Genomic DNA, 26,900 nt, shown 5'->3' on the forward strand with positions numbered 1-26,900 from the left:
TACAGATAGGCGCAGAGTTATCCGTACAGTTTGAGGGCGCCATCGCGGCGGTGCGGCGATCCGACAAGCCTTGCTCCCACATTGGAATGCATTCCCCTATGGGAGCAAGGCTTGGCCGCGATGAACGATAACGCCGTTCTCAGGTAGTAGCCGGTTGTTACCCGACCCGCCGGATAAGGACTACCTTGAATACTCCTGCATGCCCACGCATTTTCCAGAGGAGTCCTCCCCATGGCTGCTAAAAAAATTCTGATGCTGGTCGGCGATTACGTCGAAGACTATGAAGTGATGGTGCCGTTCCAGGCCCTGTTGATGGTCGGCTACACGGTACACGCCGTTTGTCCGGACAAAACCGCCGGCCAGACCGTGCGCACGGCTATCCATGATTTCGAAGGCGACCAGACCTACAGCGAAAAACCCGGTCATCTGTTTGCCCTGAATTTCGATTTTTCAAAGGTCAAGTCCGCGGACTACGACGCTGTGCTGATCCCCGGCGGTCGTGCGCCGGAGTACCTGCGACTGAACGAAAAAGTCCTGGAGCTGGTGCGGGATTTCAACAAGGCCGGCAAACCGATTGCCGCCGTGTGCCATGGTGCGCAATTGCTGGCGGCGGCCGGGATACTCGAAGGGCGCGAGTGCAGCGCTTACCCGGCCTGTGCACCTGAAGTACGCCTGGCCGGTGGTACCTTCATTGATATCCCGGTGACGGATGGCCATGTTCAAGGCAATCTGGCCACGGCACCGGCCTGGCCCGCCCACCCGAACTGGCTGGCCGGTTTCCTCGGGTTGCTGGGCACCAAAATCACGCTGTAACGAGGAATCTGTCCATGTGCGAGCTCTACGTCAAAGCCGACCCGATTCTCTACGAATCGCGCTCTCGCTCGCTGCGCATCTGCGGGGTGGTCACCACCCTGCGGCTGGAGAATCAGTTCTGGGACATCCTCAGCGAAATCGCCGAGGTCGACGGCATGACCACCAATCAGTTGATCGCCAAGCTGTATGAAGAGGTGATGGACTACCGCGGCGAGGTGGTGAACTTCGCCTCGTTCTTGCGGGTGAGTTGTACGCGGTATCTGAGTCAGCGGCGGGTGGCGGCGCCTGAGTTGTCGGTGGTGCGGGCGGCGGTGAAGTAGATAGGACTGTGTCGACTTCATCGCGGGCAAGCCTTGCTCCCACAGTTCGGTGGCGTATGGCCTGTGGGAGCAAAGCTTGCTCGCGATGAGGCCGGAACAGGCGACAGAAATCCCGGGCTGGTCTTTACTCTGAAACGCGCAACCTCTCAATCGCCAAGGAGAAAGAGCATGTCCGGATGGTACGAAGTGAGCAAAAGCAGCAGCGGTCAGTTCAGGTTTGTGCTGAAGGCGGCGAACGCCGAGACCATTCTGACCAGTGAGCTGTACACCACCCGCGCCGCGGCCGACAAAGGCATTGCGTCAGTCCAGGTCAACAGTCCGCTGGATGAGCGTTACGAGAAAAAAACCACCAAGGACGGCCATCCTTATTTCAACCTGAAGGCCGGCAACCACGAGATCATCGGTGGCAGCGAGTCATATTCCTCGGCGGCTGCCATGGAAAAAGGCATCGCCAGCGTCAAGGCCAACGGGCCGACCAAGGTGATCAAGGACAAGACCCTTCCCGTCCTTTAAAAATACCTGTGGGAGCGAGCCTGTCCGCGAAGGCGTCGTGTCAGTCGACATCATTGTTGAATGGCATCCCGCATTCGCGAGCAGGCTCGCTCCCACAGGGGAAATGCATTCCATTTTGGTTGCGAGGGGGAGGCGTCAGACACTAAACCTCGACCGGCACCGCAAGCTTCGGACTCCCCAACGCATGCGTCTTGGAATCAAAAAACCGCAACGCAACCCCCGTCCCCTCGAACACCTTCGCGTAATGCCGCTTCTGATGCTGGATGAACGCCTTGCTGCGCGGATAAATCGAGATCGCCACCACCTTCGGTTTCGCCTGGCGCAAGGCGTGCACGATATGGCTGTCCTGCTCGCCCAACGCATGGCCGAAAATGCACAAGCCGTCGTCGTGGCCGAGTAACTGGTCGTAGCAGAACGACAGATAATCCGAGCTGCGAATGGTCTTGAGCTTGTCCGCGCTCGGTCCTTCGTTGACGAACAGCGGCACATCGTCGAGGGTCTTGATCGTGTTGTTGATGGCGAAACTGCCCAGCAACGTGCCCTCGGTCGACATCAGTTTGCGTGCCGTGCCGTCCTGGTTGCGCACCAGATGCAAGCCGCCATGCAGGTACAGCAGGCGAGGCTTGTCGGTGGCCGTGGCGCTCAGGTCGAAGGCGGGTTCGGCGCCGTGAAACAGGTCGGTGATCGCCTGCGCTTGATGCTCCATTGCCCAGTGATTGAGCAGGTCGTAATTGGTGGTGAACACCGTGCGATAGCTGGCCAGCTCCCGATTGATCGTCGCCAGGGTCGAGGCCTCGACCAGCCGCCATGGGATATGCACCGCATGCACGGTGTTGATCAGCGCTTCCTTGATCGCGTAGTAACGATTGCGCGGTGCGGCGGAGCTGACGGCCAGGGCCTTGTTGACCCGGCTGGTGGTCTTCAGCGCGCTCAGCACCTGCTCGAAACTGCGCGTCTGCATCGCATCGAACACGCTCAGCTCGGACGGGCTCAGGGGTTTTTCTTCGACGGTGCGGGCGTTTTCAAACAGCGAGTCATAGCCGAAGTCGTCCCACACCGCGCGGCTGGCGCCGTTGCCCACCAGCAGACCGCCGAACGCAGCGCTGGTGCGCAAGGCGTTCCAGTCTTCAAGGTGGGCGTCGACATCCTGGAAATCGGTCATTGCGATCAAAGTCTCAAAGCAAAAGGTCTGATGGGCGGCGACTTTATCACGGCGGGCACCGAGATTTTCCTCTGTGCGTACCAAGCCCGCCACGGCTCGGGCGAAGAACGTTATGCTGCGGCTTCGCCTGAACCGACATCGCCGAGTCCCAGATGCTGCAGAAAAGCCTGATCCGCCGCCTCGACCTGATCACCCTGCAACTGTTCGTCGCCGTCCATGAAGAGGGCACGCTGACCCGGGCCGCCGCACGCGAAGCGATTGCGGTGTCGGCGGCGAGCAAGCGTTTGATGGAGCTGGAAGAGGCACTCGGCATCAGCCTGTTCGTGCGCCAGGCCAAGGGCATGACGTTGACGCCGGCCGGCGAAACCTTGCTGCACCACGCCCGGCAGATGTTGTTCAACGTGGAGAAAATGGGCCTGGAACTGGGCGAGCACAGCCACGGCGTGCGCGGTTATGTGCGGATGCTCGCGAACCTGTCGGCGATCATCCAGTTCCTGCCCGAAGACTTGCGGGACTTCTCCGAACAACATCCCCAGGTCAAGACCGACCTCGAAGAGCGTCCCAGCGCCGGGGTGATTCAGGGCGTTCTGGATGGCGTGGCCGACCTCGGGATCTGCTCCATCGACAGCGACATCAAGGGTTTGCACAGTGTGCTGTACCGCCAGGACAAACTGGTGGTGTTGATGCTGCCGGATCATCCGTTGGCCAGCCGTTCGAGCCTGGCATTTGCCGATACGCTGGACAGCGATTACGTCGGCCTGCATGCGGCCAGTTCGATCAACATGCGTACCCACGCGGCGGCGCGTGAAGCTGGCCGGGTATTGCGGGTTCGCATCCATGTGCCGGGCTTCGACGCCATGTGTCGCATGATCCAGGCCAACATGGGCATAGGGGTGCTGCCGCAGCGGGCCTATGAATTGTTTGGCCGGGCGTTGGGTTTGCATGCGGTGCCGTTGACCGACGACTGGTCGGATCGGGCGTTGATTCTGGTGGTGCGCGATCAGGCGTTGTTGTCGCCGGTGAGCCGGATGTTGTTTGAGCATTTGCGCGGGGCGAACTGAAAGCTCTCTGTTGAATTCACCGGCCTCATCGCGGGCAAGCCCGCTCCCACAGGGATCTATGTTGGTCACACAATTTGTGCTTCACATTGCACACTGTGGGAGCGGGCTTGCCCGCGATGACTGACCTGAGGTCACGCTAGTCTTTCAGGCCGTTCGCATTTCGCGAACGCCCGTTGCCAACTGAAGGTTGGATTCCCAAGCCCCCGGTCCTCTAGCCTTGGCCACATATTCCAAGAACAAGAGGTACCCCGCGATGACTGCCCCCTTGAGTGCAATCAAAGTGATTGAAATCGGCACGCTGATCGCCGCGCCGTTCGCTGCGCGCATGCTGGCCGAGTTCGGCGCCGAGGTGATCAAGATCGAAGCCATGGGGCAGGGCGATCCCCTGCGCAAATGGCGCAAGCTGCACGAAGGCACCTCGCTGTGGTGGTACCTGCAATCGCGCAACAAGAAGTCCCTGGCGCTGAATCTGAAATCCCCCGAAGGCATTGAACTGGTCAAGCAACTGGCGACCAGCGCCGACGTGCTGATCGAAAACCTGCGCCCCGGCGCCCTGGAAAAGCTCGGCCTGGGCTGGGACGTGCTGCACGCCCTCAACCCCAACCTGACCCTGGTGCGGATTTCCGGTTATGGCCAGACCGGCCCGTACCGTGATCGTCCAGGCTTCGGTGCCATCGGCGAGGCCATGGGCGGCATCCGCTACACCACCGGCACTCCCGGCTCGCCGCCGGCGCGGGTAGGCGTCAGCCTTGGCGATTCGCTGGCTTCGCTGCACGCGGTGATTGGCGCCTTGATGTCGTTGCTGCGGGTCAAGACCGGGCAGGGCGGTGGGCAAATCGTCGATGTGTCCCTGGCCGAAAGCGTGTTCAATGTCATGGAAAGCCTGGTGCCGGAGTACGACATGCTGGGTCATGTGCGTGAGCGCAGCGGCGGTGCGCTGCCGGGCATCGCGCCTTCCAACACCTACCTGACGGCCGATGGCGCCTATGTGGTCATCGCCGGCAACAGCGACCCGATTTACCGTCGTTTGATGAACACCATTGGCCGTACGGACCTGGCCGAAGCGCCGGAATTCGCCCACAACGACGGGCGTGCGGCCAAGAGCAATCTGCTCGATGCGGCGATCACCCACTGGACCAGCAGCCTGCCGATCGACGAGGTGCTGGCGGCACTGGAGACCGCGGAAGTCCCGGCCGGGCGCATCTATTCGGTGGCCGATATCGTTGCCGATCCGCACTATCAGGCGCGGGACATGCTGCTCAATGCCGAACTGCCGGGCGGTGCGACGGTGAAAATGCCGGGCATCGTGCCCAAGCTCTCGGAAACCCCCGGTGGCGTGAACTGGTCCGGCCCCGGACTGGGCCAGCACACGGATGGCATCCTCGCGCAGCTTGGTCTGACGCTGGCGGACATCGAACGCCTGAAAGTCGAAGGAGTGGTGCAATGATCACTGACTATGCAGACAGCCTGATCGTCCAGGAAGTCTCCCCGCGTGACGGCTTGCAGATCGAGCCGACCTGGGTCGAAACTGTCGACAAGATCGCCCTGATCGATCAATTGTCGCTGGCTGGATTCAGTCGCATCGAAGGCGGTTCGTTCGTGTCGCCCAAGGCCATTCCGGCATTGCGCGATGGCGAGCTGGTGTTCAAGGGCATCACCCGCCAGCCGGGGGTGATCTACGTCGCCTTGATCCCCAACCTCAAAGGCGCACAACGGGCGCTGGCCTGCAACGCCGATGAGCTGAACCTGGTGATGTCCGCCAGCCAGACCCACAACCTGGCGAACATGCGCATGCGCTGTGAGGATTCGCTGGCCGCGTTCGGCGAAATCGTCCAGTTTGCCAGTGGCACTCGGGTGCGACTCAACGCCAGCATCGCCACCACCTTCGGCTGCCCGTTCGAAGGCAAGATCGATGAGGACCGGGTGTTGCAGATTGTCGACGCCTATCAGGAACTCGGCATCCAGGGCATCACCCTGGCCGACACCACCGGCATGGCCAACCCGCGTCAGGTCGACCGTTTGGTGCGGCGGGTGTTGCAGCGAGTGTCGCCGGCGGACCTGACCCTGCATTTCCACAACACCCGCGGCCTAGGCCTGTGCAATGTGCTGGCCGCCTACGAGGCCGGTGCCCGACGCTTCGATGCGGCACTCGGCGGGCTCGGCGGTTGCCCGTTTGCACCGGGGGCTTCGGGCAACATCTGCACCGAAGACCTGGTCAACCTGTGCGATGAAGTCGGCATTCACACCGGGATCGATCTACCGCTGTTGCTGAAGTTGTCACGAGGGCTGCCGGCACTGCTCGGTCACGAAGTGCCCGGTCAACTGGCCAAGGCCGGACGCAATTGCGACCTGCACCCCGTGCCCTCCTGACCCCACACCGCCCCCCTCTGTGGGAGCAAAGCTTGCTCGCGATGACTGAGTCACATCCAACATTGATGTCGACTGATACACCGCTATCGCGAGCAAGCTTTGCTCCCACAGAAAGCGTGTTCAAAGATGTTCTTAACCAGACAACAAAAACAATCGGACACCTGCGGGAAGTCCGCCTGGAGAAACGCAATGAGCCTCAATGCACTGGAGGCCGGCGCGAGCCCGGCCGTTAGCCACGATGAAGAAAAAGCCCTGGTCAGCAAAGTCGCCTGGCGATTGATGCCGCTGATCATGGTCTGCTACCTGTTCGCGTTTTTCGACCGCATCAACATCAGCTTCGCCAAGTTCCAGTTGCAGACGGACCTGAGCCTGAGCGATACCGCCTATGGCCTGGGTGCCGGGTTGTTCGTGGTCGGTTACGTGATTTTCGAAGTGCCCAGCAACATGATGCTGTACAAGGTCGGCGCCCGTCGCTGGATCGCCCGGATCATGATGTCCTGGGGCCTGGCCACCGCGCTGATGGTCTTCGTCAATAGCGAATGGCAGTTCTACACCCTGCGCTTCGTGATCGGCGCGATGGAGGCAGGTTTTGCGCCGGGTGTTCTGTATTACCTGACGCTGTGGTTTCCGCAGCACTATCGTGGGCGCATCACCTCGATGCTGTTCCTGTCGTCAGCCTTTGCCGGCTTGGTGGGCGCACCGTTCTCCGGGTTGGTGCTGCAACATCTCGACGGCTTCCTGCAAATGCGTGGCTGGCACTGGTTGTTCCTGCTCGGCGGCGTGCCGTGCATCGGCCTCGGTTTACTGGTGCTGACCCTGCTCAAGGACCGTATCGAAGACGCCCATTGGCTGACAGCCTCGGAAAAGACGCTGCTGGCCAGTCGCATCGCTCACCATGAACCGCACAAAAGTGGCGGCTCGCTGCTCGCGGCGCTGAAAATCCCGGGTTTCCTCACCCTGGGCCTGATCTACTTCCTGATTCAGGTGGCGTCCTACGGCTTGAATTTCTGGGCACCGCAACTGATCCGCAGCGCCGGTACCGAGAGCCCGGTGATGATCGGTCTGCTGACGGCCATTCCGTACATCTGCGGCGCCATCAGCATGGTGGTGATCGGGCGCTTGTCCGACGCCTCTGGCGAACGGCGCAAGTTTGTCGCAGGGCTGGTCGCGGTCGGCGCCATCGGCTTCTTCTGCGCAGGCATTTTCGCCAACCACACGACCTTCCTGATTGTTGCACTGGGCTTGCTCGGCGCCGGGATCATCGCCTCGATCCCGAGCTTCTGGACCCTGCCCCCGAAACTGTTGGCCGGTGCTGGCGCGGGGGCTGCTGGCGGAATTGCGGTGATCAATACCCTGGGCCAGTTCGGCGGCATCGTCAGCCCGGTCATGGTCGGACGGATCAAGGACATGACGGGCAGCACCACACCGGCGCTGTATGTCATCGGCGTTTGCGCATTGATTGCCGTGGCGCTGTTGATGTGGGGACTGCCGCAGAAGCTGCGGACCCTCGACAAGGCGTAAAAATCGCAGGCTACGGCAGTTCCCACAGAGACCACGCATCCCTGTAGGAGCTGCCGAAGGCTGCGATCTTTTGACCTTCAAGAAGCTGCTATCACCGCTTTGGCTGGCGCGTTTGCAAACTGAATCAACACGACCCCGCCAATCAACAACAGCACCCCCGCCAATCGCGGCAAGGTGACTTGCCGCTCCAGCAACCCAAACCACCCAAAGTGATCCAGCACCAGCGACGCCATCACTTGCCCCGCCAGCGACAGGGCCAGGAACCCTGAAGCACCCAGCTTGGGCAATAGCACCACCGCCAACGAAATGAAACACACCCCGAAAGCCCCCCCGGCCCAGATCCACAAGGGGGCCTTGGCTATGAATGCCATAGAAGGCAGTGGCAAGCGCATCGCCAGTATGATCGGCAACAACACCAGAATGCTCACCAACAACGACACCAACGTCGCCCACAATGGATGGCCCAAGCCGCGTCCAAGGTTGAAGTTGATCGCACTCTGGAAAGGCACCACAGCCCCGGCAATCACGGCGAGTAAAAGAAGACCGATTCCGTGCAGCGTACTCATGTTTATGCTCCAACAGGTTTTGCTGGACTCTAGAGTATTCGTCGCGCAGATTTAAATTCCGTTTTGTTATCCAGAACATGCATCAGATGAATGATCTGCGCCGCATCGACCTCAACTTGCTGGTGATCCTCGACACCTTGCTCAGCGAGCAACACGTGACCCGTGCCGCCGAACGTCTGCACTTGAGTCAACCAGCCGTCAGTCATGCCCTCGCACGATTGCGCGATCTGCTTGGCGATCCGCTGCTGGTGCGTGCCGGCGCCAGCCTTGTACCAACCCCGCGAGCGCTGGAGCTGATAGCGCCGCTGGCCGAAGTCTTGGCCCAGCTGCAATCGCTGCTGGCACCGAATGCCTTCGAACCTGCCACCGCCAAGCGCACATTTCGTCTGGCGATGTCCGACTACGGTGCCGCTATCGTCCTGCCGGGATTGACCCGTTTGCTGCGCCGCGAAGCGCCGGGCATCGATCTGCAAATCAGCCATGCCAGTCGCGAAGGCATGCTCGACGGCGTGTACAACGGAGACATCGATATTGCCATCGGCGTGTTTCCGGAAATGCCCAACGAGCTGCGCAGCACACTGCTGTTCGAAGAGCACTACGCCTGTCTGGTAGACCGCAACTCCTTGCCTGTCGATGGTGCGCTCGATCTGCCCACCTACCTGAGCCGCCCGCACGTCCTGCTGGAAATGCGCGGCAGCGGCACGCCGGAAATCGAGCGAGCATTGACGACTTTGCGTGAACGCCGTCGAGTTGCCATCAGCCTGCCGCACTGGAATGTCGCCCCGGAACTCATCAGTGGCACTGACTTGATCCTCACTGTCGCAACCCGTGCCTTGCGCGACATTGATCAGCGGTCATTGGTCGTCGTGCCGCCACCGTTTCACATTCCGTCGTTTGATTTTGTGCTGGTGTGGCACAAGCGAAGGGGCGGAGATCAGGCGTTGAGTTGGTTGAATCAGAAAATAGCGGAGCGGGTAGCACAGGATAGAGGGTGAGCGTTTGGTGTTGGGAACGGTAATTAGCGAAGGCTCGACACCCACTTGGCTAAAACCGCGTCAACTGTCGCGAGCGGCCGTATGCGGGAATGAAGTTCTTCGACGATCAGTCAGTCGATAGCTAAAAACCTGATATAGACTGGCCACCATTCACCAAACGGTTCAAAAGGACTTCCCATGACCCCATCGCTGCTAATGGCCGTGCTCGCCTCGGGTTTCATCTATGGCATTACCCCCGGGCCGGGTGTGCTGGCGGTGTTCGGGATTGGCGCGGCGCATGGGCGGCGGGCGGGGGCGGGGTTTCTCTGTGGGCATTTGCTGGGCGATGTGATCTGGTGCAGCACGGCGCTGGTGGCGATTGTCGGTGCGCGGGAAATCGGCAGCACCGCCTTCGATGTGCTGGGTTTGCTCAGCGGCCTCTACCTGTTCTGGCTCGGCTGGCGCGCGGTGCGGGCGCGTCGCAGCAGCGCCGAAGCTCCCGAGGGGCCGGCGCGTCAGCCGTTCTGGCATGGCATCCTGTTTGGCTTGACCAATCCGAAAGCCTACCCGGTGGCGGTGGCGACGTTCACCGCCTTGCTGTCGAGCCGCGCCGAGTTGCTGACCTGGTCGATGTTGCCGTGGCTGATCGTCCTGAGCTTCGTCGGTGGCCTGATCGCCTACGCTATCCTCATCGGCATTGTCGGGGCGCGCCGGGTGCGCACCTTGTATCAGCGCCATGAGCTGGCGATTACCCGTCTGTGCGGGGTGATGTTTATCGGTTTCGCCATCAACGCCCTGGCGCATGCATTGCCGGGGCTGGTGACGAACAAGGCTTGACGCTGATTGCAGGACTGCATCAGTTGCATAGGTACGGGTCAGGGATGGTTTCTTATTGCTGCATCGGTCGGACACGTTCTCGGCACCATGACCACCAGAAATTCCGCTCCGTTGGCGAGCTACATCGACCTCTTGCTGGACGCCGTTTGCGCGGTCGACAAACAAGGTCGCTTCGTATTTGTCAGTGCGGCCTGCGAGCGCGTCTTCGGCTACACCCCCGACGAGTTGATCGGTCAGCAGATGATCGATCTGGTGCACCCGGCCGACCGCCAGCGCACCCTCGATGCCGCACGCGAGATCATGGGCGGCGAGCCCAAGCTGAATTTCGAGAACCGCTACCTGCGCAAAGATGGCCGGGTGGTGAACATCCTGTGGTCGGCGCGTTGGTCGGAGGTCGATCAGCTGCGCATCGCCGTGGCCCGCGACATCACCGAACGCAAGCAGGCCGAGTCCCGGCAAGCAGCGCTGTACGCGATTTCCGAAGCGGCACATGCGGCGGAAGACCTGCTGGCGCTGTTCAAACGTGTCCACCTGATCATCGGCGAATGGCTGCCGGCGCTGAATTTTTCCGTGGCGCTGTATGACGAGCACTGCGAGCAGCTGAATTTCCCCTATCACGTCGACGACCACGAGCCGCAACCCGAGCCCGGTACGATCACCGGGCGTCTGTGTGCCGAGGTCATCCGCACCGGCCTGCCCATCCTGCTGACCCCGAACCAGGAGAAACCGCCCATCGGATTCGAGGCGCTGGTGACCGGGCAGAACTCATCGTGCTGGCTGGGTGTGCCGCTGAACTCGCAGAACGGCACCATCGGCGCGCTGATCGTCAAAAGCATACCTGGCGGCGAGCGCTACACCGAGCAAGATAAAGAGCTGTTGCAGTATGTCTGCGCCCAGGTCGCGACGGCGATCGAGCGCAAGCAGTTGCATGCACGGCTGCAACGCATGGCCCAATACGACCAGTTGACCCAACTGCCCAACCGCGAATTGCTCCGCGACCGGCTCAAGGCCGCATTGGAAGCGGCGCGCGAAGACCGTGGGCGCATGGCGCTGCTGTATGTCGACCTTGACCGCTTCAAGCAAGTCAACGACACCCACGGCCATGCGGTGGGCGACATGTTGTTGCAGACCGTCGCCAATCGGCTCAAGGGCTGTGTGCGTGAAACCGACACGGTGGCGCGCATTGGTGGTGACGAGTTTGTGGTGTTGTTGCACAGCATCCACGCCTCGGGCGATGCCGACTGCGTGGCCGGGAAAATCCGTCAGGTCCTGGCCCAGCCTCTGCGCCTGGACGGCCACAGTCTGCATATCCACCCCAGCATCGGCGTGGCGCAATACCCTGAGAACGGCACGGAAGAACAACAGTTGTTCCGGCACGCCGATGAAGCGATGTACAGCGCCAAGCGCGAGCATCACCTGCGGCTTGTCTGAATGTCGGCTGCCGTTCGTCGCGGCGTGACCGGATTTTTCTAAACCTTTTGGCACGGACAAATTCAGAATCTATGCGGGCTACTGCTCGCCGCGATTATCACCAAGAGGTAGAGAATCATGCCTAACTCAAGAAACTCGAACTCGGGAAACTTCGGCAACGATCGAACCAAGGCGTCTGAAGCCGGTCGCAAAGGTGGGAAAACCACCACCACGACTGTCGATAAGGAGCCTAAACCCGATATGGGTCGTAAGCCCGCACAGAAATCGAAGTAATGGATGTTGGTGGTTTTGATTGAGAAGCGGGGGCGAAAGCTCCCGTTTGAATTTTTAGAGGAGGGCGCGACCATGAACCGGATGGCCACCCGATTATGCAGCTGCGGTTTTGCCGCGTTACTGGGCCTGTGTGCCAGCAGTGCCTTCGCCCAGACGCCCGCCGAATTCATCAACGATGCCTCGGCCCAAGGTATTGCCGACATCGAAGCCAGTCGCCTGGCGCATCAGAAGACCGAATCCAAAGAGATCAAGGACTACACCATTGTCGTGATCAACGACCGCACCACCGCCAACCAGCACCTGGCGAAAATCGCCAGGCAACTGGACTTGCCGGTGGCCCCGCGCGAAGAGGTGGTCGATAAGGCCAAGGCCTTGATGCCCGAAGTCATGGAGGGCGCAAACTTCGATGAAGCCTACGCGGCCAGTCAGGTCAAAATGAACGAGCAAGCCATTGAGCAGCTCGAGCAAACGGCGCAGACCACCGACGTGCCGCAGATCAAGGCATTCGCCGAAGAAACCCTGCCCAAACTGCAGAATCACCTGCAAATGGCCAAGGCCCTGCAAGCCAGTCTCTAGTCATTCCCGTGCGCGGGTGACCTGTGGCTACCCGCGCAATGTCGATCAGCACTCATTCAGATCCTGTTTGCCTTTCTCCTGGACCACGGTGCCGTCGATGGAAATGGTCTGGCCCTCGCCCAAGCTGCGATAGTGTTTTCTCAGCGCCTCCAGCTCCTTGAGGTCCAGCGCTTCGAGCCCCAACATCGCGTTCTGCGCGTCCTTGGTCACGCGCAGCAATTCATCGACCTTCAAATGCAAGATATCCGTGTCGCGGTTCTGCGTGTTCTGGATCAGGAACACCATCAGGAAGGTGATGATGGTGGTCGAGGTATTGATGATCAGTTGCCAGGTATCGTTGAAATGGAAAATCGGCCCGCTCAATCCCCACAGGAAAATCAGCAGGATCGCCCCCAGGAACGTCCTGGGGCTACCGGCCCATAGGGCGAGTTTTTGCGCAACTTTTGCGAACTTCATGGCCGTTTTCCTTGTGAGAGGGCGCTTGAAGTTCAGACAGTGACAGTGGGCTGAAAATTCGACTGGTGTTGGGGGAGGCTGCAATTCCTGATCGGTATCTTTCTTTGTGCCGGTTTGTGGCTAGTATCAATGGCAGTCAGTTTGCCAGCATGCAAAGACACGGATCGAAACCAGTTAAGAGGCCACTCATGGAATTCTTTGAAAAGCTCGCAAGTCTCTCTGCCAAAGTTCGTTTACAGGGCGCTGCCATCCAGACTGAAGAGGCGACCAAGAATGCTTTCGTCATGCCCTTCATCAGCACGGTTTTGGGCTACGATGTTTTCGATCCGACAGAGGTGACGCCTGAGTTCGTTTGCGATGTTGGAACGAAGAAGGGGGAGAAAATTGATTACGCAATCATGAAGGGGGGAGAGGTTCAGATCCTCATCGAGTGCAAAAAAATAGGTGAGCCGCTGCACATCAATCATGCCTCTCAGCTGTTTCGCTACTTCCATGTCACCAGCGCTCGAATCTCCATACTCACCAACGGCCAGGTCTACAAATTTTTCACTGATCTGGATGCGCCCAATAAAATGGACGAGAAGCCGTTTCTGGAGCTCGACCTTCTGGATATCGACGAGTACTCCGTCCCTGAATTGGTCAAACTCACCAAATCAGCATTTGATGTGGAGTCGATCATCAGCGCCGCAGGCGAGTTGAAATACGTCAGCCAAATCAAAAAGGTCATTGCTTCCCAAGTCAGCAAGCCAGACGACGATTTTGTAAAAGTCTTCGCATCGCGGGTTTACGACGGTGTCATAACGCAGAAAGTCCGTGAACAGTTTCATGAGCTGACCCGAAAGGCTGTCATGCAGTTTCTCAACGATCAGATCAATGAACGGCTCAAATCAGCCATGAGTGGCGCCATTCAGCCGGCTTTGGCCTCATCGCCAGTCTCGTCCAGTGGTGTTGAACAAACGGATGCGCGGGATGGGTCAGAAGACAAGGTTCTGACAACGTTGGAAGAGCTGGAGGGATATCACATTGTCCGGGCTGTGGTTCGATCTGTCGTCGATGCCAAGCGTATTGTTCAACGTGACACTCAGAGCTACTTCGGCATTCTGCTTGACGACAACAACCGCAAGCCGATCTGCCGTCTGCATTTCAACCGCTCACAGAAATACATCGGAATATTTGACGAGGAGAAAAACGAAACCCGGCATGCAATCAATTCCATCGATGACATTTACGAGTACTCGGATCATTTGAAGAAGACGGTCGGGTTTTACGATTAAGGCCATTGTCTTGCGACGAAAAAACCGGTCAGTAACACCGGTTTTTTTTTGCTAAAAACTCATAGGTGTATCCCACCAAAGGTGGAATGGAGCTGAGTCTGCGAGTGGATTATCGTAGCGAACCGGTTGTCTGTCCCGATAATGAAAACGCGCCGACAGGAGAACGCAATGAGTTGGTCCGCCAAGCAATACGTCGCTTTTGAAGATGAACGCACCCGTCCGCCCCGTGACCTGCTGGCGGCAATCCCCGCAGCAGAGGTGCGCTCGGCCATCGACATCGGTTGCGGCCCCGGTAATTCGACCGAGCTGCTGGTGGAGCGCTTTGCCGGCGCCACGGTGCGCGGGCTGGACAGCTCGGCCGATATGATTGAAGCGGCCCGCAAGCGCTTGCCGCAGGTGCGTTTCGATATCGCCAACATTGATACCTGGAACGAAAGCGGCCCGTTCGACGTGATTTTCGCTAACGCGGTGTTGCAGTGGGTGCCGGATCACGCTGAGCTACTGCCCTCGCTGGTGAACAAGCTTGCACCCGGTGGCAGTCTGGCGATTCAGATGCCGGACAACCTCAATGAACCCTCGCACCGTTTGATGCGCGAAGTTGCGGCTGTTGGTCCCTGGGCGGGCAAACTTGCCGGAGCTGCCGGGCAACGCACGGAAATGGCCGATGCCAGTGGCTATTACTCAATTCTGAAAGCCTGCTGTACCCGCGTCGATGTGTGGCGCACCACTTACCATCATCCACTGGCGGGCGGCGCCTCGGGTGTAGTCGAGTGGTTCAAGGGCAGCGGATTGCGGCCGTTTCTCGAGCCTTTGGATGAGGCTGAGCGGGCGGAGTATTTGAAGCAGTATCTGGCTGCCATCGAACAGGCCTATCCGGCACTGGCCGATGGCTCAGTGTTGTTGCCATTCCCACGATTGTTTCTGGTCGCGACTCGCTGATGTGAAAAAGGGGCAGAGGTTACCGGTCTTCTGCCCTTCTTCTTGATCGCTGGGAAAAATCACTGCGGTTTGCTTCTTTTTGAGCGCCTGGCACTCAAATATTCAAAAACAAACGAAGCAAAGCCGAACAACCCGATCATCGAAATGATCATGATCCCCAACTCTGAACTGTCCATGCTGACCTCTGAGCGAACGGTGAGCGGGGAGAGTAAGGCATCTGTCGTCAGGCTCAATGCTGCTCTACGGAGACTTTACTGGCGGGCAAGGATCTATACGAAAACTATACGAGTGCCTGCCAGAAGCACTCAATGCTGAATGCCGCCAACCTTGTGGGAGCGTGCTTGCTCGCGATGACGGCTACATATTCACATCTGTGTTGCCTGCCAGGTCGCCATCGTGAGCAAGCTCACTCCCACAGGGAGTGACGTCAGGCGGTTCTGCCAAATTCCGGCCTTAAAAAAACCGGCCACTTGGGGCCGGTTAATGCATCGCTTAAATAAGGTGATCAGCTCTGCTGTAATACCTTCAGTGCTGCCGATGCCAGAAAACCCGAACGGCTTTTCTCCTCAGGGTGGTGCAGCACGTATTCATCAATCCGGTTGAGCAGGTAGCCTGGCAGCGTGATGTTCAGCTTCTGGGCCTTACCCAGATATTTGGTAACGTCGATGTCCACCAATGCCCACGCACAGCCCGTGTACTTCGGGTTGGCTGCATGCAGGGTCACTTTGCTTGCGGGCGGGATTGGCGAACCATCTTCGGCCAGAATTTCGAAGTGGCCTTCAATGGCTTCCCGGGCCATCGCCATCGCGTCATCCAGATCTTCCCCGGCGGAAAAGCACCCCGGAATGTCGGGCACTTCCACACCCCAGGCATGTTCGTCATCGCCCATTGAAATCGCAATTGGGTAAAGCATGTTCATTGTCCTCCGAGGACTCCGCGCACCGGGCTGGTCACAGCAGCGCCTGTTGCAAAATACTGATGGCCGTTTTTTTGAGCAGATCTTTTTTGGGATGAGGAACCGTCACCAGCCCCGGTTTGGTCGGATGCTTGAAGTGATGGTGGCTGCCTCTGATTCGTACCAGATACCAGCCGTCCGCAACGAGTTGGCTTATCAAAAATCGGCTATTCACATCACCTCCCTGTGGTGTGCTTGTGGTTACTATACCTACTGATTTTTTGTAATCAACACTATACCCACCAAACCTTTCCTGGGTTTGGCGGGAAGCGATAGGAATCGAGTCTAGGAGGGCGCTGCGTCAAGGGCTTGGAGCAAGCCTGAATTGATCCGTTTTGTGTATTGCGAGGTTTTGCCGAAACTAGACAGCACCCGAAATTTTCGCTGAGCAGTGTCCACGGGCGATACCTTTCTGCTCTTTTGCTTCAGGTAAGCCTCGTTCAATCATGGGAAAGAGCTAAGCTGAAATTCATAAAGGCTATTGAAGGACACGATGCCTGGCCATGAAAAATCCTCCAGATTTGAGACCGCTTGCTCCGGAAGATCGACGCTCTTTGCAGCACGCCAAAAACCTTCTCGCGAACCCCGGCTTGGTTGCTCAGTTGACCAGTATGTTGGGCACTCCTATCGAAGCCACCATCAAGAGGCTGCCCAAAGGCGCTAACAAACGTGTCAACAGTACTTTGGAGACTGCCCTGTTGAGGTGCGCGCGTACCGCCGCCAGGACCATGGACGACTCAATTGGCGAGCGATCCTGGAACAAGACGCATATGGGGTCGGTGGTTGTAACTGGCGCTGCGGCAGGCTTCTTGGGCCCTTGGACGATGCTGATGGAGATACCGATAACGACCACAATTATCTTTAGGTCAATTGCAGATGTTGCACGTAGCGAGGGTGAGTCGATTAAAACGTGTGATGTCGTAACGGGTCGCGAGGGTCTTGAAACCGGCTTGCATTGACGAAATCCTTTACTGAGACAAGAAAAACGCTAACGGATCGTTGATCTTATGCAAAAACGTTAATTTCGAAAGAATGAAAAGACTAAAATCAGACGGAATTTGATAATAAATCCGTGTTTTGCGAAAAAAACGCTAACAGGTCTCAGAATAGTCGCTATCGACCATAGGCACTTGCTGATCGATCAGGGAAACGACTAATGACTCACAAGCCCAATCCCACCAAACCCCAGACACAAAAAAACCGGCCATCAAGGCCGGTTTTTTCTTTACCTGCATCCCCCGTCAAAAACCAACGTGGGACTGAAATTCGATTGGAGCGGGTGAAGGGAATCGAACCCTCGTTATCAGCTTGGGAAGCTGGAGTAATGCCATTATACGACACCCGCCTGGAGCGGTTGACTTTGTACCAGATGTGACCGTGGAAATGAAGTTTTTCTTTGCGGCAGATGGCTTTAGCGCAAATGAAACAAAGCGGACCGCGTTGCGGTCGTTCGCGGGCAAGCCTGCTCTTGCAGAGCGGGGCTTGCTCGCGATGACGCTGTTTCAGATGGCCAATGCATGATGGTCCTGGGCGTAGTGGAAACGCGGTCGGCCCTCATGCTGCGCCGGTTTCAGGAACCCCATCAGTGCATTGCGGCTGTCTCGGCAGGCGGCTTTGTGTTCCATGTCGAGAAAGTGCCCGGTGGCCTGCAGGGTGCTGAAGGTGCTGTGTTGCACGTGGCCGGCGAACAGTCGGGCGTCCTCGGCGGCGGTGTACTCGTCCCATTCGCCATTCATGAACAGCACCGGCACATTGATTTTCTTCGCCGCGTTGAGGTAGCAGTACCGATCACTGTTAAGCACATCGCTGATGTGAAAGTGCATCTGCCCGTATTCATGCTCGGCCAGGCTGCTGACGTGTCGGTAGTTGAACCGTTTGAACAACGACGGCAAGTGTTTGCCGATGGTGCTGTTCACCAGGTTGCCGACCCGGTCGCCGTCGCGGTTGCCGAGGTAATCGACACCGCGCTCGAGGTAATCGAGCATGTGGGCGTTGACCACCGGGGAGAACGAGCTGATGACGGCTTTTTCGATCCGGCGTGGCTGTTGCGACAGCGCCACAAGGGTCGCGGCGCCACCAAAGGAAAACGACAGCACGTGTTCGGCGGCGAAGTGCTCGATCAGCTCCAGGAGGATCTGCCCTTCGATTTCCTTGGTCAGCATTTTCTCATGCAGGTTGTGGGCTTTTGACTTGCCCGCGTAGGGCTGGTCGTAGCAGACCACGTTGAAATGCGGATAGAGGTTTTTCACGGTTTGGGCAAACGACGCAGTCGTGGACATCGAGCCGTTGACCAGAATAATGGTCTTCTCTGCGGCGTCTGCGCGATAGAACTCCGTGTAAACCCGATACTGACCCTGTATATCCAGCACAGCGATTTCTGGCCTCATGTCATAAGACTCCTGGCAAGCGGGTATGCGCGCAAAAGAGATTGCACGAGCTTTGTGACAGGTAGGCATATGCCTTGGAATTTGTTAGCCCATGTCGATCCACTGCAGTCCGGTCGACGGGTATTGTTATTGGCGGGCAGTCTGCCGGGTGAGGCCGGAACCCAAGGGTTCCTACCGGCAAAAAGTTTCTTAGACGTATCTTGTGACTCGTCGGTCACATTTCGGCCGACGTCCTGATTCAAGCAGGGGTCACATGATTGCGCAAGTGCCGTTGATAAATTGTTCGACAACTTTCTGCTGAGCGGTCGTGCCCTTAGATCGATCGGATCTCTTCGTCGCTCAGTGGGCGGTATTCGCCCGGTTTCAACCTGTCGTCGAGTACCAATGGGCCCATGCGTTCGCGGTGCAGGCGCAGGACCTTGTTGTCGAAATGTCCGAACATGCGCTTCACCTGATGGTAACGGCCCTCGACGATGCTCAGGCGCGCCGATGTCGGCCCCAGTAGCTCTAGCCCGGCGGGTTGAGTGGTGAGGTCTTCGAAGGCGAAGTACAGGCCTTGCATGAACTTGGTGGCGTATTCGGGGCCGATGACCTGTTCGGTTTCGACGTAGTAGACCTTTGGCAGTTTGGTCTGCGGTTGGGTCAGGCGGCGCGACCAGCTGCCGTCATTGGTGATCAGCATCAGGCCGGTGGTGTTGAAGTCCAGGCGTCCGGCGATGTGCAGATCGTCCCTGTCCGGTTCATGGATCAGGTCGAGCACGGTCGGGTGCTGTGGATCTCGAGTGGCGCTGACACAACCGGCCGGTTTGTGCAGCATGTAGTGACGCAGCGGCTTGCCGGTTTGCAGGACCTCGTCATCGACTTCGACCCGGCTGAACTCTCGGACTTCGGCATGCGGGTCACTGACGATTGTTCCGTCAATCCGGACGCGCTTTTCCACCAGCAACACGCGTACTTGCTTACGGTTGAAGCGGGGCAGGTTGCTGAGAAAACGGTCGACGCGCATGACTCAAGGATCAGTGAGCAAAGGGCTGCGCATCTTACTTGATTGGCTGGGGCACTGCTTGCAACTGCGCCTCGACCTCGGCGCAGCGCGGGCACAGGCAGGAGGCGTTGCGCAGTTCGGCCGGCAGCGCTTCAAGGACCGCCGGGTCGATACTGACGCCGTAGCACCAGCACGCCCGATCGGCGGTTCGCGGGTCGGCCAGGGTGCAGTCGTTGGATGCACCGCAGGCCGGGCAGAGGTCAGGTTGGTTCATAAATGGAGTGGGGCATTTCCACGCAGGTTCGGTTGCGGCCACTTTGCTTGGCCCGATACATCGCATGATCGGCCCGCGACAGCAATGTGTGCAAGGTGTCATCGGGTTGCAGGGTGGTCAGGCCGATGCTGACGGTCAGCTGCAAGCTACTGACGTTGTAGGCATAACGCTGGTGTTCCACATGCTGACGAATCTTCTCGGCAATCATCAGGCCGGTTTTACCATCGGTGTCCTTGAGCAGCACGATGAACTCTTCGCCGCCCCAGCGACAGACGATGTCGGAATGGCGCAGGCAGCTTTCCAGATCCCGGGCAAAACCGATCAGCACCTGATCGCCGGCCAGGTGCCCGTAGGTGTCGTTCAAGGCTTTGAAGTGATCCAGGTCAAGCAGCAGCGCGGTCAGTGGCCTGGGTTCGCGCCGGGCCTCGTGCATGGCTTGCGCAGCCAACAGGTCGAAGCCACGTCGGTTCGGCAGTTCAGTCAGGCTGTCGAGGGTTGCCTGGGCGTGGATCTTGCTCTGAAAGCGCTTGATCACCCGGTTGAGCAGGGCCAGCACGGTCAGGGTGACGACCAGGCAGATAAGCAGGTTGAGGTACAGCGAACGACGGATGTCACTGAGGTCGCCGTCTTCGCGCTTGTCGACGAACAAGTACCAGTTCAGCTCCGGAATGAACCGCACGTTGAGGAAATGCCCCTGGCCCTGGCCGGAATATTCGTAGCTGCCGCTGTGGGGCTTGGGCAATTGGCTGACCAGGTTCTTCATGCCTTCGAGTTCACCCAGGGTCTGTCCGGCCCGTGCGCCATCGGGCCCGCCCTCGGCGCCGGTCAGTACCAGGCGCCCGAAGGTGTCGACGAAGTACACGCTGCGCTGGTAACGCCGCTGGTATTTGTCGATCAGCTTGATCACCGCATCGACCGTCAGCCCGACACCCGCGGCACCGATGAAACGGTTGTTGTAGTCGTAGACCTTGTAGTTGATGAAGACGGTCAGGTTGTCCTTGTTGGCAAGGTCCGGATCGACGTTGATCTCGTAGGGATCTTTCATGTCACGCACGCGAAAGTACCAGGCATCGCGGGGCTCGGTAGCTTTGACCTGCTTGAGCACGCCCTTGGCGTGATAGTAGGTCAGGCTGGTATCGGAAACGAAAAAAGCCGTGTAGGCGCCGTAGTGGGTCATGACCTCGTTGAGGTAGCGGGTCATCTGGTCGGAGTCGCGTTCGCCGTTCACCACCCAGTCGCGCATGAAGGTATCGCGGGACATCATCGAGGAAATCAGGATCGGTCTGACAAGATCCTTCTGGATTTCCGAGTAGACGGTGTCCGATGTCAGCGGCAGTTCGGTGTTGACGATGTTGTCGCGGATCGACGCTCGCGAGGCGTAGTAACTGAGGAAGGAGGTGGCCAGGAATCCCGCGCCCAACAATGCGACCAGCGTGAGCACCAACGAGCGTTGAGAGTACAGCGGCGAGCGAAGCGGCATGGCAGTTCCGTTGGCATTGATCCGATGGCCTGCATTCTAGTGGTAACGGCGGGGAAATGGCTGCTGCATTTGTAGGGCGAATCGGTATGGATCAGGGATGGCAGCGTCTGGGCTGACGCCTTCGCTGGCAAGCCAGCTCCCACAGGTATTGCACCGGACCTGTAGGAGCTGAGTTGCCAGCGAATCGAGAGGTCAACGCAGGCTTTTCAGATACGCCCGCCAGCCGCCCAGATGACTGATATCCACTGCCCCCTCCAATCCATACGCCTCACAGATAAACCCGCTCTCCCAGCGCCCATCCGCCAGTTGCACCTTGCCCAGGCCCAAAGGCGCCGGGATGCCGGTGAGGAACGAACCCAACTCGCTGCTCGGCAATTCCCACACTTCCACGGCAATCGCCACACCGCCATCTCTTACCCGAACCATACCCGGACGAAAGGGCGGACCACCCGCCAGGGCATACAGGTGATAGTCGGGTGAGCTGAACGTTGTTTCCACCCGCCGGGCGCCGCGCTGTTTGAGCTGCCAGTTCAGTGCCAGCCCCTCCAGATGCGCGCCACAGACCACCAGGCGTGCACGATCATTGCGTGCAACCGTTGCCGGTGCTGACGCTGCCAGACCTTGCAGGCGCTCCAAGCCATCGGCCACGCTCAGCAGGTATTGATCGGTAAACGCCCGGCCAAACAGCGTCACGCCCCACGGCAAGCCGTTGCCCATGAAGCCGCTGGGCACGGCGACGGCGGCGTAGTCGAGCAGGTTCATGAAGTTGGTGTAGTAACCCAGTTCCGAATTGCGCAGGACGGGCTCAGCGTCCAGCTCAGCCAGCGTGACAGGGCGGCCGATGGTCGGCGTCACCACGCAATCCAGATTTTCCAACGCCTTGTCGCACAGGGCTTTCAGGACTTGCAGCCGATACTGGGCGCGGAAGGTTTGCACACCGCTTACCGCTGGCGCCTTGGCCAGCACCGCACGAATCACCGGCAGCACGGCTTCGGGGTTTTGTTCCATCAATCCGCCGGCCACGCTGTAGCGCTCGGCCACCCACGGGCCTTCGTAAAGCAGGCGCGCAGCTTCCAGGAACGGCGACAGATCCAGTTCTACCGCTTCGCCGCCCAATGCCTTGAGGCGTTGGATGGCTTCCTCGAACAGCACCGGACCTTGGCTGCAGCCGAAAAACGCCAGATCCTGTGTTCGTGGTACGCCAAACCGGAAGGGGCGAGGCGTGCCGAACGCCGAGCCGTCATTCCACAGTGGATTGCTGCGGCTGTACTCATCCCGCGGGTCGAGACGTGCGGTCAGTGCCAGCAACTGACTGGCCTCCCGGGCGGTGGCGGTGAACGTGGTCACGCAATCCAGCGTGCGACAGGCCGGCACCACGCCCGCCGTGGAGATCAAGCCTTTGGTGGCTTTCATCCCGACCAGATTATTCAATGCCGCCGGCACCCGTCCGGAGCCCGCCGTGTCGGTGCCCAGGGAAAAACTCGCCACACCGAGCGCCACTGCCAGCGACGAGCCGGCACTGGAGCCGCCCGACGGATACTCGGGCAGCACGCTGTTAGGGCAGGCACCGTAGGGAGAGCGACTGCCATTGAGGCCCGTGGCGAACTGGTCCAGGTTGGTCTTGCCCAGAGGAATCGCCCCCAGTGCCAGCAATTGCTCGACGATGGTTGCCGAGTGTTCAGGCACATAGGCAAACGCCGGGCAAGCCGCGGTGGTCGGTATGCCCGCCAGATCGATGTTGTCCTTGATCGCGAAAGGCACGCCGTACAGCGGTAGGCTGTCGATGTCGCGGCCGTCGAGCGCGGTCAGAAACGGCTCCAGTTCCTCAATGCTGAGCAAATGAATAAATAGGTGAAAGTCCGGGTTCAGCGCGGCGGCTTTTTCCCGCAAGGCCAACAGCAGTTGGCGTGGTGTGGTCTCGCCGGTGCGGTAGGCCGTGCGCAGGGCATCGAGTTGCAGGTTCATGGTGTTAATCCTTTTCAAATGGGTTCAGTCGAGTTCCAGCACCACAACGCGCTGTCCGGCGCACACCGCCGAACCCGGCTGCACGCGAATTTCGCGAACCACGCCAGCCGTCGGGGCGAGCAGCGGAATTTCCATCTTCATCGACTCCAGAATCACCAGCACGTCGCCAGCCTCGACCCGGTGACCGGTTTCCACCTGGACCTGCCAGAGGTTGCCGGCGATGTGGCTGTCGACGCTCATTTGATCGCTGCCGAGCGGTGCGTCATCGGGCATTTGCGCAGTTGCTTCCTCGCTGTCGAAATGCGCCTGGCCACTGGCGATCCAACGTTCGCGCTCGGCATTGAATGCGCCTTTTTGCTGATCGCGGAACGCGGTGATGCTCGTGGCTTCCCGGGCCAAAAACGCCTGGTAGTCCGCCAGGTTCAACTGACTGTGCTCGATGTCCAGCTCGAAGCGCCCGAGGGGGAAATCCCGGCGAATGCGCAGCAGTTCATCGGCGCTCACCGGGTAAAAGCGGATCTGGTCGAAGAAGCGCAACAGCCACGGCTTACCATCGAACGCAGCGACTTCACGGTAGCGGTTCCACATCTGCAAGGTGCGCCCGACGAACTGATAACCACCGGGGCCTTCCATGCCGTACACGCACATATAGGCACCACCGATGCCCACCGAGTTCTCCGCGGTCCAGGTGCGCGCCGGGTTGTACTTGGTGGTCACCAGGCGATGCCGCGGATCGAGCGGAGTGGCAACCGGTGCGCCGAGGTAGACGTCCCCCAGGCCCATCACCAGATAGCTGGCGTCGAACACCGTGCGCTGTACTTCATCGAGGTTCGGCAGGTCGTTGATGCGGCGGATGAACTCCAGGTTGCTCGGGCACCATGGCGCGTCCTTGCGCACGGTGGTCATGTATTTTTCGATCGCCAACTGGCACGCCGGATCGTCCCAGGACAGTGGCAGGTGGACGATGCGCGACGGCACTTGCAGGTCTTTGGCGGCGCACACGGCATCCCATTCACCGGCGACGATGCCGAGTAGATCGGCCAGCGGCAGTTGTTCGGGGTGGTAGTGCACTTGCAGCGAGCGGATACCGGGTGTCAGGTCGATCACGCCGTACAGATGTTTGCTTTCCAGGGCCTGCATCAGGGCGTGGGCACGGAAGCGCAGGACCAGGTCGAGTTCGGGTGCGCCGATTTCCAGGAGCAAATGAGTGTCGCCCGAAAGCCTTGCCACCAATCGAGTGTCTTCCTGCCCAATATCCAGAACCACAGGCGACGCAATTCCTTGTGGGAGCGAGCCTGCTCGCGAAGAGGGCGTGTTAGTCAGCATTTCTGTGCCTGACACACCGCTTTCGCGAGCAGGCTCGCTCCCACAGTGGGTATTCCATTTCAGGGCCAGTGTACGGGCGGTTTTGAGGTCGACGGGTTGGAACTGCACCTTGTCCCCAGCCTTGAGCTGTCCCAACTGCCAAAGATCTGCCTCGATCACTGTCACCGGGCACACAAACCCGCCAAGGCTCGGACCGTCCGGGCCGAGGATCACCGGCATGTCCCCGGTGAAGTCCACTGCACCAATTGCATAGGGATTGTCATGAATATTCGACGGATGCAGCCCGGCCTCGCCACCGTCGGCGCGTACCCATTCCGGTTTCGGTCCGATAAGGCGCACGCCGGTGCGGCTGGAGTTGAAATGCACTTCCCACTGGGTATTGAAGAAGGTGCCGATGTAGTTTTCCGTGAAATATTCCGGCGCACCGTGGGGGCCGCAAATCACCCGGACCTGCCGTACGTGGGGTAGCTCGCTGATCTGATCTTCAGCCAGTTGCTGACCGGCGTTGCGATCGATCAAAGCCGGCACATGCAATACATCGCCGGCCCGCAAGGCGCGGCCTCCGTGACCGCCGAACTGACCCAGGGTAAAGGTACTTTTACTGCCCAGATAATCCGGCACTTGCAGGCCACCGCGCAGGCACAGATAGCTGCGCGCGCCTTTACCTGCGATAGTGCCGAGGCTCAGCGTAGCGCCTGCCGGCACCCAAAGTGAGGTGTTCATCGGCACGGTTTCGCCGTCGATTTTCAGTGGAATCACCGCCCCGGTCACCGCGACTACCGCCTCGCAATTGAAGCGCAGCAATGGCCCGCTCATGGTGATTTCCAGCGCGGCTGCGCCCTCATCGTTGCCCAGCAAAAGATTGCCCAAGCGCAAGGCACGGCTGTCCATCGGACCAGACGGTGGAACACCCACAGCCCAATAGCCGAGGCGGCCGGGGTAATCCTGAACGCTGGTCTGGGTGCCAGCACTGAGCACTTCAAAGGTGTTGGCTTGATAGACCAGGCCTTCAAGGCAACGGGTCCACGGCTGGCCGCTGGCAAATGGCGCATCCAGCAGAATCTGCCGCAGGTAATCGCGGTTGGTTTCCACACCATAGAGCAGGCTGTCACCCAAGGCCTTATGCAGATCGGCGCGCGCTTCTTCGCGGCTCGGCGCCCAACTGATGACCTTGGCAATCATCGGATCGAAGTACGGCGGGATCTCGCAACCGGCTTCGACCCAGGTGTCGATGCGCAGCTGTTTGCCATCGGCGACCGGGAAGTTGACCGCGGTGAGCAAACCGGGGCTCGGTTGGAAATCCCGACCCGGATCTTCGGCATACAGCCGCGCCTGGATCGCATGACCCTCGGCTTGCAAACCCTTGCTCAATTCACTCAGCGGCGGTAGATCACCCGCCGCCAGCGCCACCATCCAGCGCACCAGATCCACACCCCACACTTGTTCGGTGACGCCATGTTCGACCTGCAAGCGGGTGTTCACTTCCAGAAAATAAAAACGCCGGGCATCGCTGTCGAAAACGAACTCCACGGTGCCGGCGCTGCGGTAGTTCACCGCTTTGGCCAGCTTGATCGCTGCCGCGCACAGCTCGTCGGCCATGCCTTCGGGCAAGTTCGGCGCGGGGGTTTCTTCCAGGACTTTCTGGTTGCGTCGTTGCACCGAGCAATCACGTACGCCGAGGGCGATCACTTCACCCTGACCGTCGCCGAACACCTGCACTTCCAGGTGCCGGGCGCGCTGGATGTACTTCTCGATGAACACTCCGGCATCGCTGAAGTTGTTCTGGCCCAGGCGTTTGACCGCTTCAAAGGACTCGCTCAACTCCGCCGCGCTGCGGCATACCCGCATGCCGATGCCACCGCCGCCGGCAGTGCTTTTAAGCATCACCGGGTAGCCGACCTGTTCGCCTGCGAGCAGTGCGGCTTCTAGGCTGTCGAGCAGTTCGGTGCCTTCGAGCATCGGCACGCCATGTTGTTTGGCCAGGGCGCGGGCGGTGTGCTTGAGGCCGAATACGCGCAGTTGCTCGGGTGTCGGGCCGATGAAGGCGATATTGGCGGCTTCACAGGCTTCGGCGAATGCGGCGTTTTCCGAAAGAAAACCGTAGCCGGGATGGATTGCCGTGGCGCCAGTGGATTGGGCAATGGCGAGGATTTTTTCCACCGCCAGATACGTGCCGGCCGCGGCACCTTCCCCAAGGCTATGGGCTTCGTCGGCTTGCAGGAGATGCAGACTGGCGGCGTCAGCCTCGGAGTAAACGGCGACGCCCTGGACGTTCAGTTCGCGCAAGGTGCGCAGGATGCGGCAGGCGATGGCGCCACGGTTGGCAATCAGGACTTTTTCGAACATGGCATAACCCCTGGAGGGGATGCGGGCCGTCCCGCAGTTTTTCGATGAGCGCCAGGGTCGTCCCCGGCGGAAAAAACAATTCTCTTAAAACCACCA

The 26,900-nt window shown here is 59.3% G+C and carries 27 protein-coding genes and 1 tRNA gene; 16 read left to right on the forward strand and 12 right to left on the reverse strand.

Annotated elements, in window-relative coordinates:
• The first annotated feature begins 231 nt into the window (after window positions 1–231).
• From BJ917_RS13985 to BJ917_RS13995, 3 genes are all read left to right on the forward strand, one after another.
• Complete coding sequence (locus tag BJ917_RS13985; protein ID WP_121103650.1) at window positions 232–813, forward strand: DJ-1/PfpI family protein; 582 nt, start codon at window positions 232–234, stop codon at window positions 811–813.
• Between the two features lie 14 nt (window positions 814–827).
• Entirely contained in the window at window positions 828–1,133 is a 306-nt protein-coding gene (locus BJ917_RS13990) for a ribbon-helix-helix domain-containing protein (RefSeq protein ID WP_096513043.1), read from the forward strand.
• 168 nt (window positions 1,134–1,301) lie between these two features.
• A complete protein-coding gene (locus BJ917_RS13995) occupies window positions 1,302–1,646 on the forward strand; it encodes a DUF1508 domain-containing protein (RefSeq protein WP_121103651.1) in 345 nt (114 codons plus the stop codon).
• A 142-nt stretch (window positions 1,647–1,788) separates the two neighbouring features.
• Here the strand turns inward: BJ917_RS13995 and BJ917_RS14005 are convergent, their stop codons facing one another.
• Complete coding sequence (locus tag BJ917_RS14005; RefSeq protein ID WP_121103792.1) at window positions 1,789–2,808, reverse strand: DUF4917 family protein; 1,020 nt, start codon at window positions 2,806–2,808, stop codon at window positions 1,789–1,791.
• Window positions 2,809–2,960: 152 nt separating this feature from the next.
• On the opposite strand from BJ917_RS14005, the gene BJ917_RS14010 reads away from it, so the two are divergent.
• The 4 genes from BJ917_RS14010 to BJ917_RS14030 all read left to right on the forward strand — a co-directional run bounded on the left by BJ917_RS14010 (window position 2,961) and on the right by BJ917_RS14030 (window position 7,760).
• Entirely contained in the window at window positions 2,961–3,869 is a 909-nt protein-coding gene (locus tag BJ917_RS14010) for a LysR family transcriptional regulator (protein WP_096513040.1), read from the forward strand.
• Between the two features lie 253 nt (window positions 3,870–4,122).
• Entirely contained in the window at window positions 4,123–5,316 is a 1,194-nt protein-coding gene (locus tag BJ917_RS14015) for a CaiB/BaiF CoA-transferase family protein (protein WP_096513039.1), read from the forward strand.
• Entirely contained in the window at window positions 5,313–6,239 is a 927-nt protein-coding gene (locus BJ917_RS14020; RefSeq protein WP_121103652.1) for a hydroxymethylglutaryl-CoA lyase, read from the forward strand. The genes BJ917_RS14015 and BJ917_RS14020 overlap by 4 nt, the downstream gene beginning before the upstream one ends.
• A 189-nt stretch (window positions 6,240–6,428) precedes the next feature.
• Complete coding sequence (locus tag BJ917_RS14030; protein ID WP_121103654.1) at window positions 6,429–7,760, forward strand: MFS transporter; 1,332 nt, start codon at window positions 6,429–6,431, stop codon at window positions 7,758–7,760.
• A gap of 77 nt (window positions 7,761–7,837) precedes the next feature.
• Here BJ917_RS14030 and BJ917_RS14035 read toward each other — a convergent pair whose 3' ends face one another.
• Complete coding sequence (locus BJ917_RS14035) at window positions 7,838–8,326, reverse strand: DMT family transporter (RefSeq protein WP_121103655.1); 489 nt, start codon at window positions 8,324–8,326, stop codon at window positions 7,838–7,840.
• A gap of 77 nt (window positions 8,327–8,403) precedes the next feature.
• Between BJ917_RS14035 and BJ917_RS14040 the strand changes: the two genes are divergently transcribed.
• The 5 genes from BJ917_RS14040 to BJ917_RS14060 all read left to right on the forward strand — a co-directional run bounded on the left by BJ917_RS14040 (window position 8,404) and on the right by BJ917_RS14060 (window position 12,417).
• On the forward strand, window positions 8,404–9,321 hold the full coding sequence (locus tag BJ917_RS14040) for a LysR substrate-binding domain-containing protein (RefSeq protein WP_121103656.1): 918 nt from the start codon (window positions 8,404–8,406) through the stop codon (window positions 9,319–9,321).
• Between the two features lie 177 nt (window positions 9,322–9,498).
• Window positions 9,499–10,137 (forward strand): LysE family translocator, encoded by a 639-nt coding sequence (locus BJ917_RS14045; protein ID WP_096513033.1) that lies wholly within the window; start codon window positions 9,499–9,501, stop codon window positions 10,135–10,137.
• 87 nt (window positions 10,138–10,224) lie between these two features.
• Window positions 10,225–11,568 (forward strand): diguanylate cyclase domain-containing protein, encoded by a 1,344-nt coding sequence (locus BJ917_RS14050; protein WP_096513032.1) that lies wholly within the window; start codon window positions 10,225–10,227, stop codon window positions 11,566–11,568.
• Between the two features lie 117 nt (window positions 11,569–11,685).
• A complete protein-coding gene (locus BJ917_RS14055) occupies window positions 11,686–11,841 on the forward strand; it encodes a KGG domain-containing protein (protein WP_096513031.1) in 156 nt (51 codons plus the stop codon).
• A gap of 72 nt (window positions 11,842–11,913) precedes the next feature.
• Window positions 11,914–12,417 carry a DUF4142 domain-containing protein gene (locus BJ917_RS14060; RefSeq protein WP_096513030.1) on the forward strand — a complete coding sequence of 168 codons (504 nt, stop codon included), beginning with the start codon at window positions 11,914–11,916 and terminating at the stop codon, window positions 12,415–12,417.
• Between the two features lie 45 nt (window positions 12,418–12,462).
• On the opposite strand, the gene BJ917_RS14065 is transcribed toward BJ917_RS14060, so the two are convergent.
• A complete protein-coding gene (locus tag BJ917_RS14065; protein WP_096513029.1) occupies window positions 12,463–12,873 on the reverse strand; it encodes a low affinity iron permease family protein in 411 nt (136 codons plus the stop codon).
• 188 nt (window positions 12,874–13,061) lie between these two features.
• Between BJ917_RS14065 and BJ917_RS14070 the strand changes: the two genes are divergently transcribed.
• Both BJ917_RS14070 and tam read left to right on the forward strand, forming a co-directional pair.
• Window positions 13,062–14,147 (forward strand): type I restriction endonuclease, encoded by a 1,086-nt coding sequence (locus BJ917_RS14070; RefSeq protein WP_121103657.1) that lies wholly within the window; start codon window positions 13,062–13,064, stop codon window positions 14,145–14,147.
• Between the two features lie 168 nt (window positions 14,148–14,315).
• The gene (tam, locus tag BJ917_RS14075; protein WP_121103658.1) at window positions 14,316–15,086 is read left to right on the forward strand and encodes a trans-aconitate 2-methyltransferase; all 771 of its coding nucleotides are present in this window, start codon (window positions 14,316–14,318) and stop codon (window positions 15,084–15,086) included.
• A 505-nt stretch (window positions 15,087–15,591) separates the two neighbouring features.
• On the opposite strand, the gene BJ917_RS14080 is transcribed toward tam, so the two are convergent.
• Both BJ917_RS14080 and BJ917_RS14085 read right to left on the reverse strand, forming a co-directional pair.
• Window positions 15,592–15,999, reverse strand: coding sequence for a type II toxin-antitoxin system HicB family antitoxin (locus BJ917_RS14080; RefSeq protein ID WP_121103793.1), 408 nt, complete (start codon window positions 15,997–15,999; stop codon window positions 15,592–15,594).
• 37 nt (window positions 16,000–16,036) lie between these two features.
• The gene (locus BJ917_RS14085) at window positions 16,037–16,216 is read right to left on the reverse strand and encodes a type II toxin-antitoxin system HicA family toxin (RefSeq protein WP_077184214.1); all 180 of its coding nucleotides are present in this window, start codon (window positions 16,214–16,216) and stop codon (window positions 16,037–16,039) included.
• Window positions 16,217–16,769: 553 nt separating this feature from the next.
• Here BJ917_RS14085 and BJ917_RS32710 point away from each other — a divergent pair.
• On the forward strand, window positions 16,770–17,000 hold the full coding sequence (locus BJ917_RS32710) for an EcsC family protein (RefSeq protein WP_372237724.1): 231 nt from the start codon (window positions 16,770–16,772) through the stop codon (window positions 16,998–17,000).
• A 312-nt stretch (window positions 17,001–17,312) separates the two neighbouring features.
• On the opposite strand, the gene BJ917_RS14095 is transcribed toward BJ917_RS32710, so the two are convergent.
• Window positions 17,313–17,386: transfer RNA gene (locus tag BJ917_RS14095), tRNA-Gly, on the reverse strand.
• Window positions 17,387–17,418: 32 nt separating this feature from the next.
• Between BJ917_RS14095 and BJ917_RS31895 the strand changes: the two genes are divergently transcribed.
• Window positions 17,419–17,562, forward strand: coding sequence for a hypothetical protein (locus BJ917_RS31895; RefSeq protein WP_158602483.1), 144 nt, complete (start codon window positions 17,419–17,421; stop codon window positions 17,560–17,562).
• Here BJ917_RS31895 and BJ917_RS14100 read toward each other — a convergent pair.
• The 6 genes from BJ917_RS14100 to uca all read right to left on the reverse strand — a co-directional run bounded on the left by BJ917_RS14100 (window position 17,544) and on the right by uca (window position 26,804).
• Complete coding sequence (locus tag BJ917_RS14100) at window positions 17,544–18,428, reverse strand: alpha/beta fold hydrolase (RefSeq protein ID WP_096513024.1); 885 nt, start codon at window positions 18,426–18,428, stop codon at window positions 17,544–17,546. The two genes, BJ917_RS31895 and BJ917_RS14100, sit on opposite strands and share 19 nt — an antisense overlap.
• Window positions 18,429–18,741: 313 nt before the next feature.
• Window positions 18,742–19,434 carry a pseudouridine synthase gene (locus BJ917_RS14105; protein WP_121103660.1) on the reverse strand — a complete coding sequence of 231 codons (693 nt, stop codon included), beginning with the start codon at window positions 19,432–19,434 and terminating at the stop codon, window positions 18,742–18,744.
• A 34-nt stretch (window positions 19,435–19,468) separates the two neighbouring features.
• Entirely contained in the window at window positions 19,469–19,687 is a 219-nt protein-coding gene (locus BJ917_RS14110; RefSeq protein ID WP_096513022.1) for a cysteine-rich CWC family protein, read from the reverse strand.
• Window positions 19,674–21,167, reverse strand: coding sequence for a sensor domain-containing diguanylate cyclase (locus BJ917_RS14115; RefSeq protein WP_121103661.1), 1,494 nt, complete (start codon window positions 21,165–21,167; stop codon window positions 19,674–19,676). Before BJ917_RS14115 ends, BJ917_RS14110 begins: the two co-directional genes overlap by 14 nt.
• Before the next feature lie 192 nt (window positions 21,168–21,359).
• On the reverse strand, window positions 21,360–23,132 hold the full coding sequence (gene atzF, locus BJ917_RS14120; RefSeq protein WP_121103662.1) for an allophanate hydrolase: 1,773 nt from the start codon (window positions 23,130–23,132) through the stop codon (window positions 21,360–21,362).
• Window positions 23,133–23,156: 24 nt separating this feature from the next.
• Window positions 23,157–26,804, reverse strand: coding sequence for an urea carboxylase (gene uca / locus BJ917_RS14125; protein ID WP_121103663.1), 3,648 nt, complete (start codon window positions 26,802–26,804; stop codon window positions 23,157–23,159).
• Between the last annotated feature and the right edge of the window lie 96 nt (window positions 26,805–26,900).

Source organism: Pseudomonas sp. WPR_5_2 (genome assembly GCF_003634475.1).
Classification (GTDB): Bacteria; Pseudomonadota; Gammaproteobacteria; order Pseudomonadales; family Pseudomonadaceae; genus Aquipseudomonas; species Aquipseudomonas izuensis.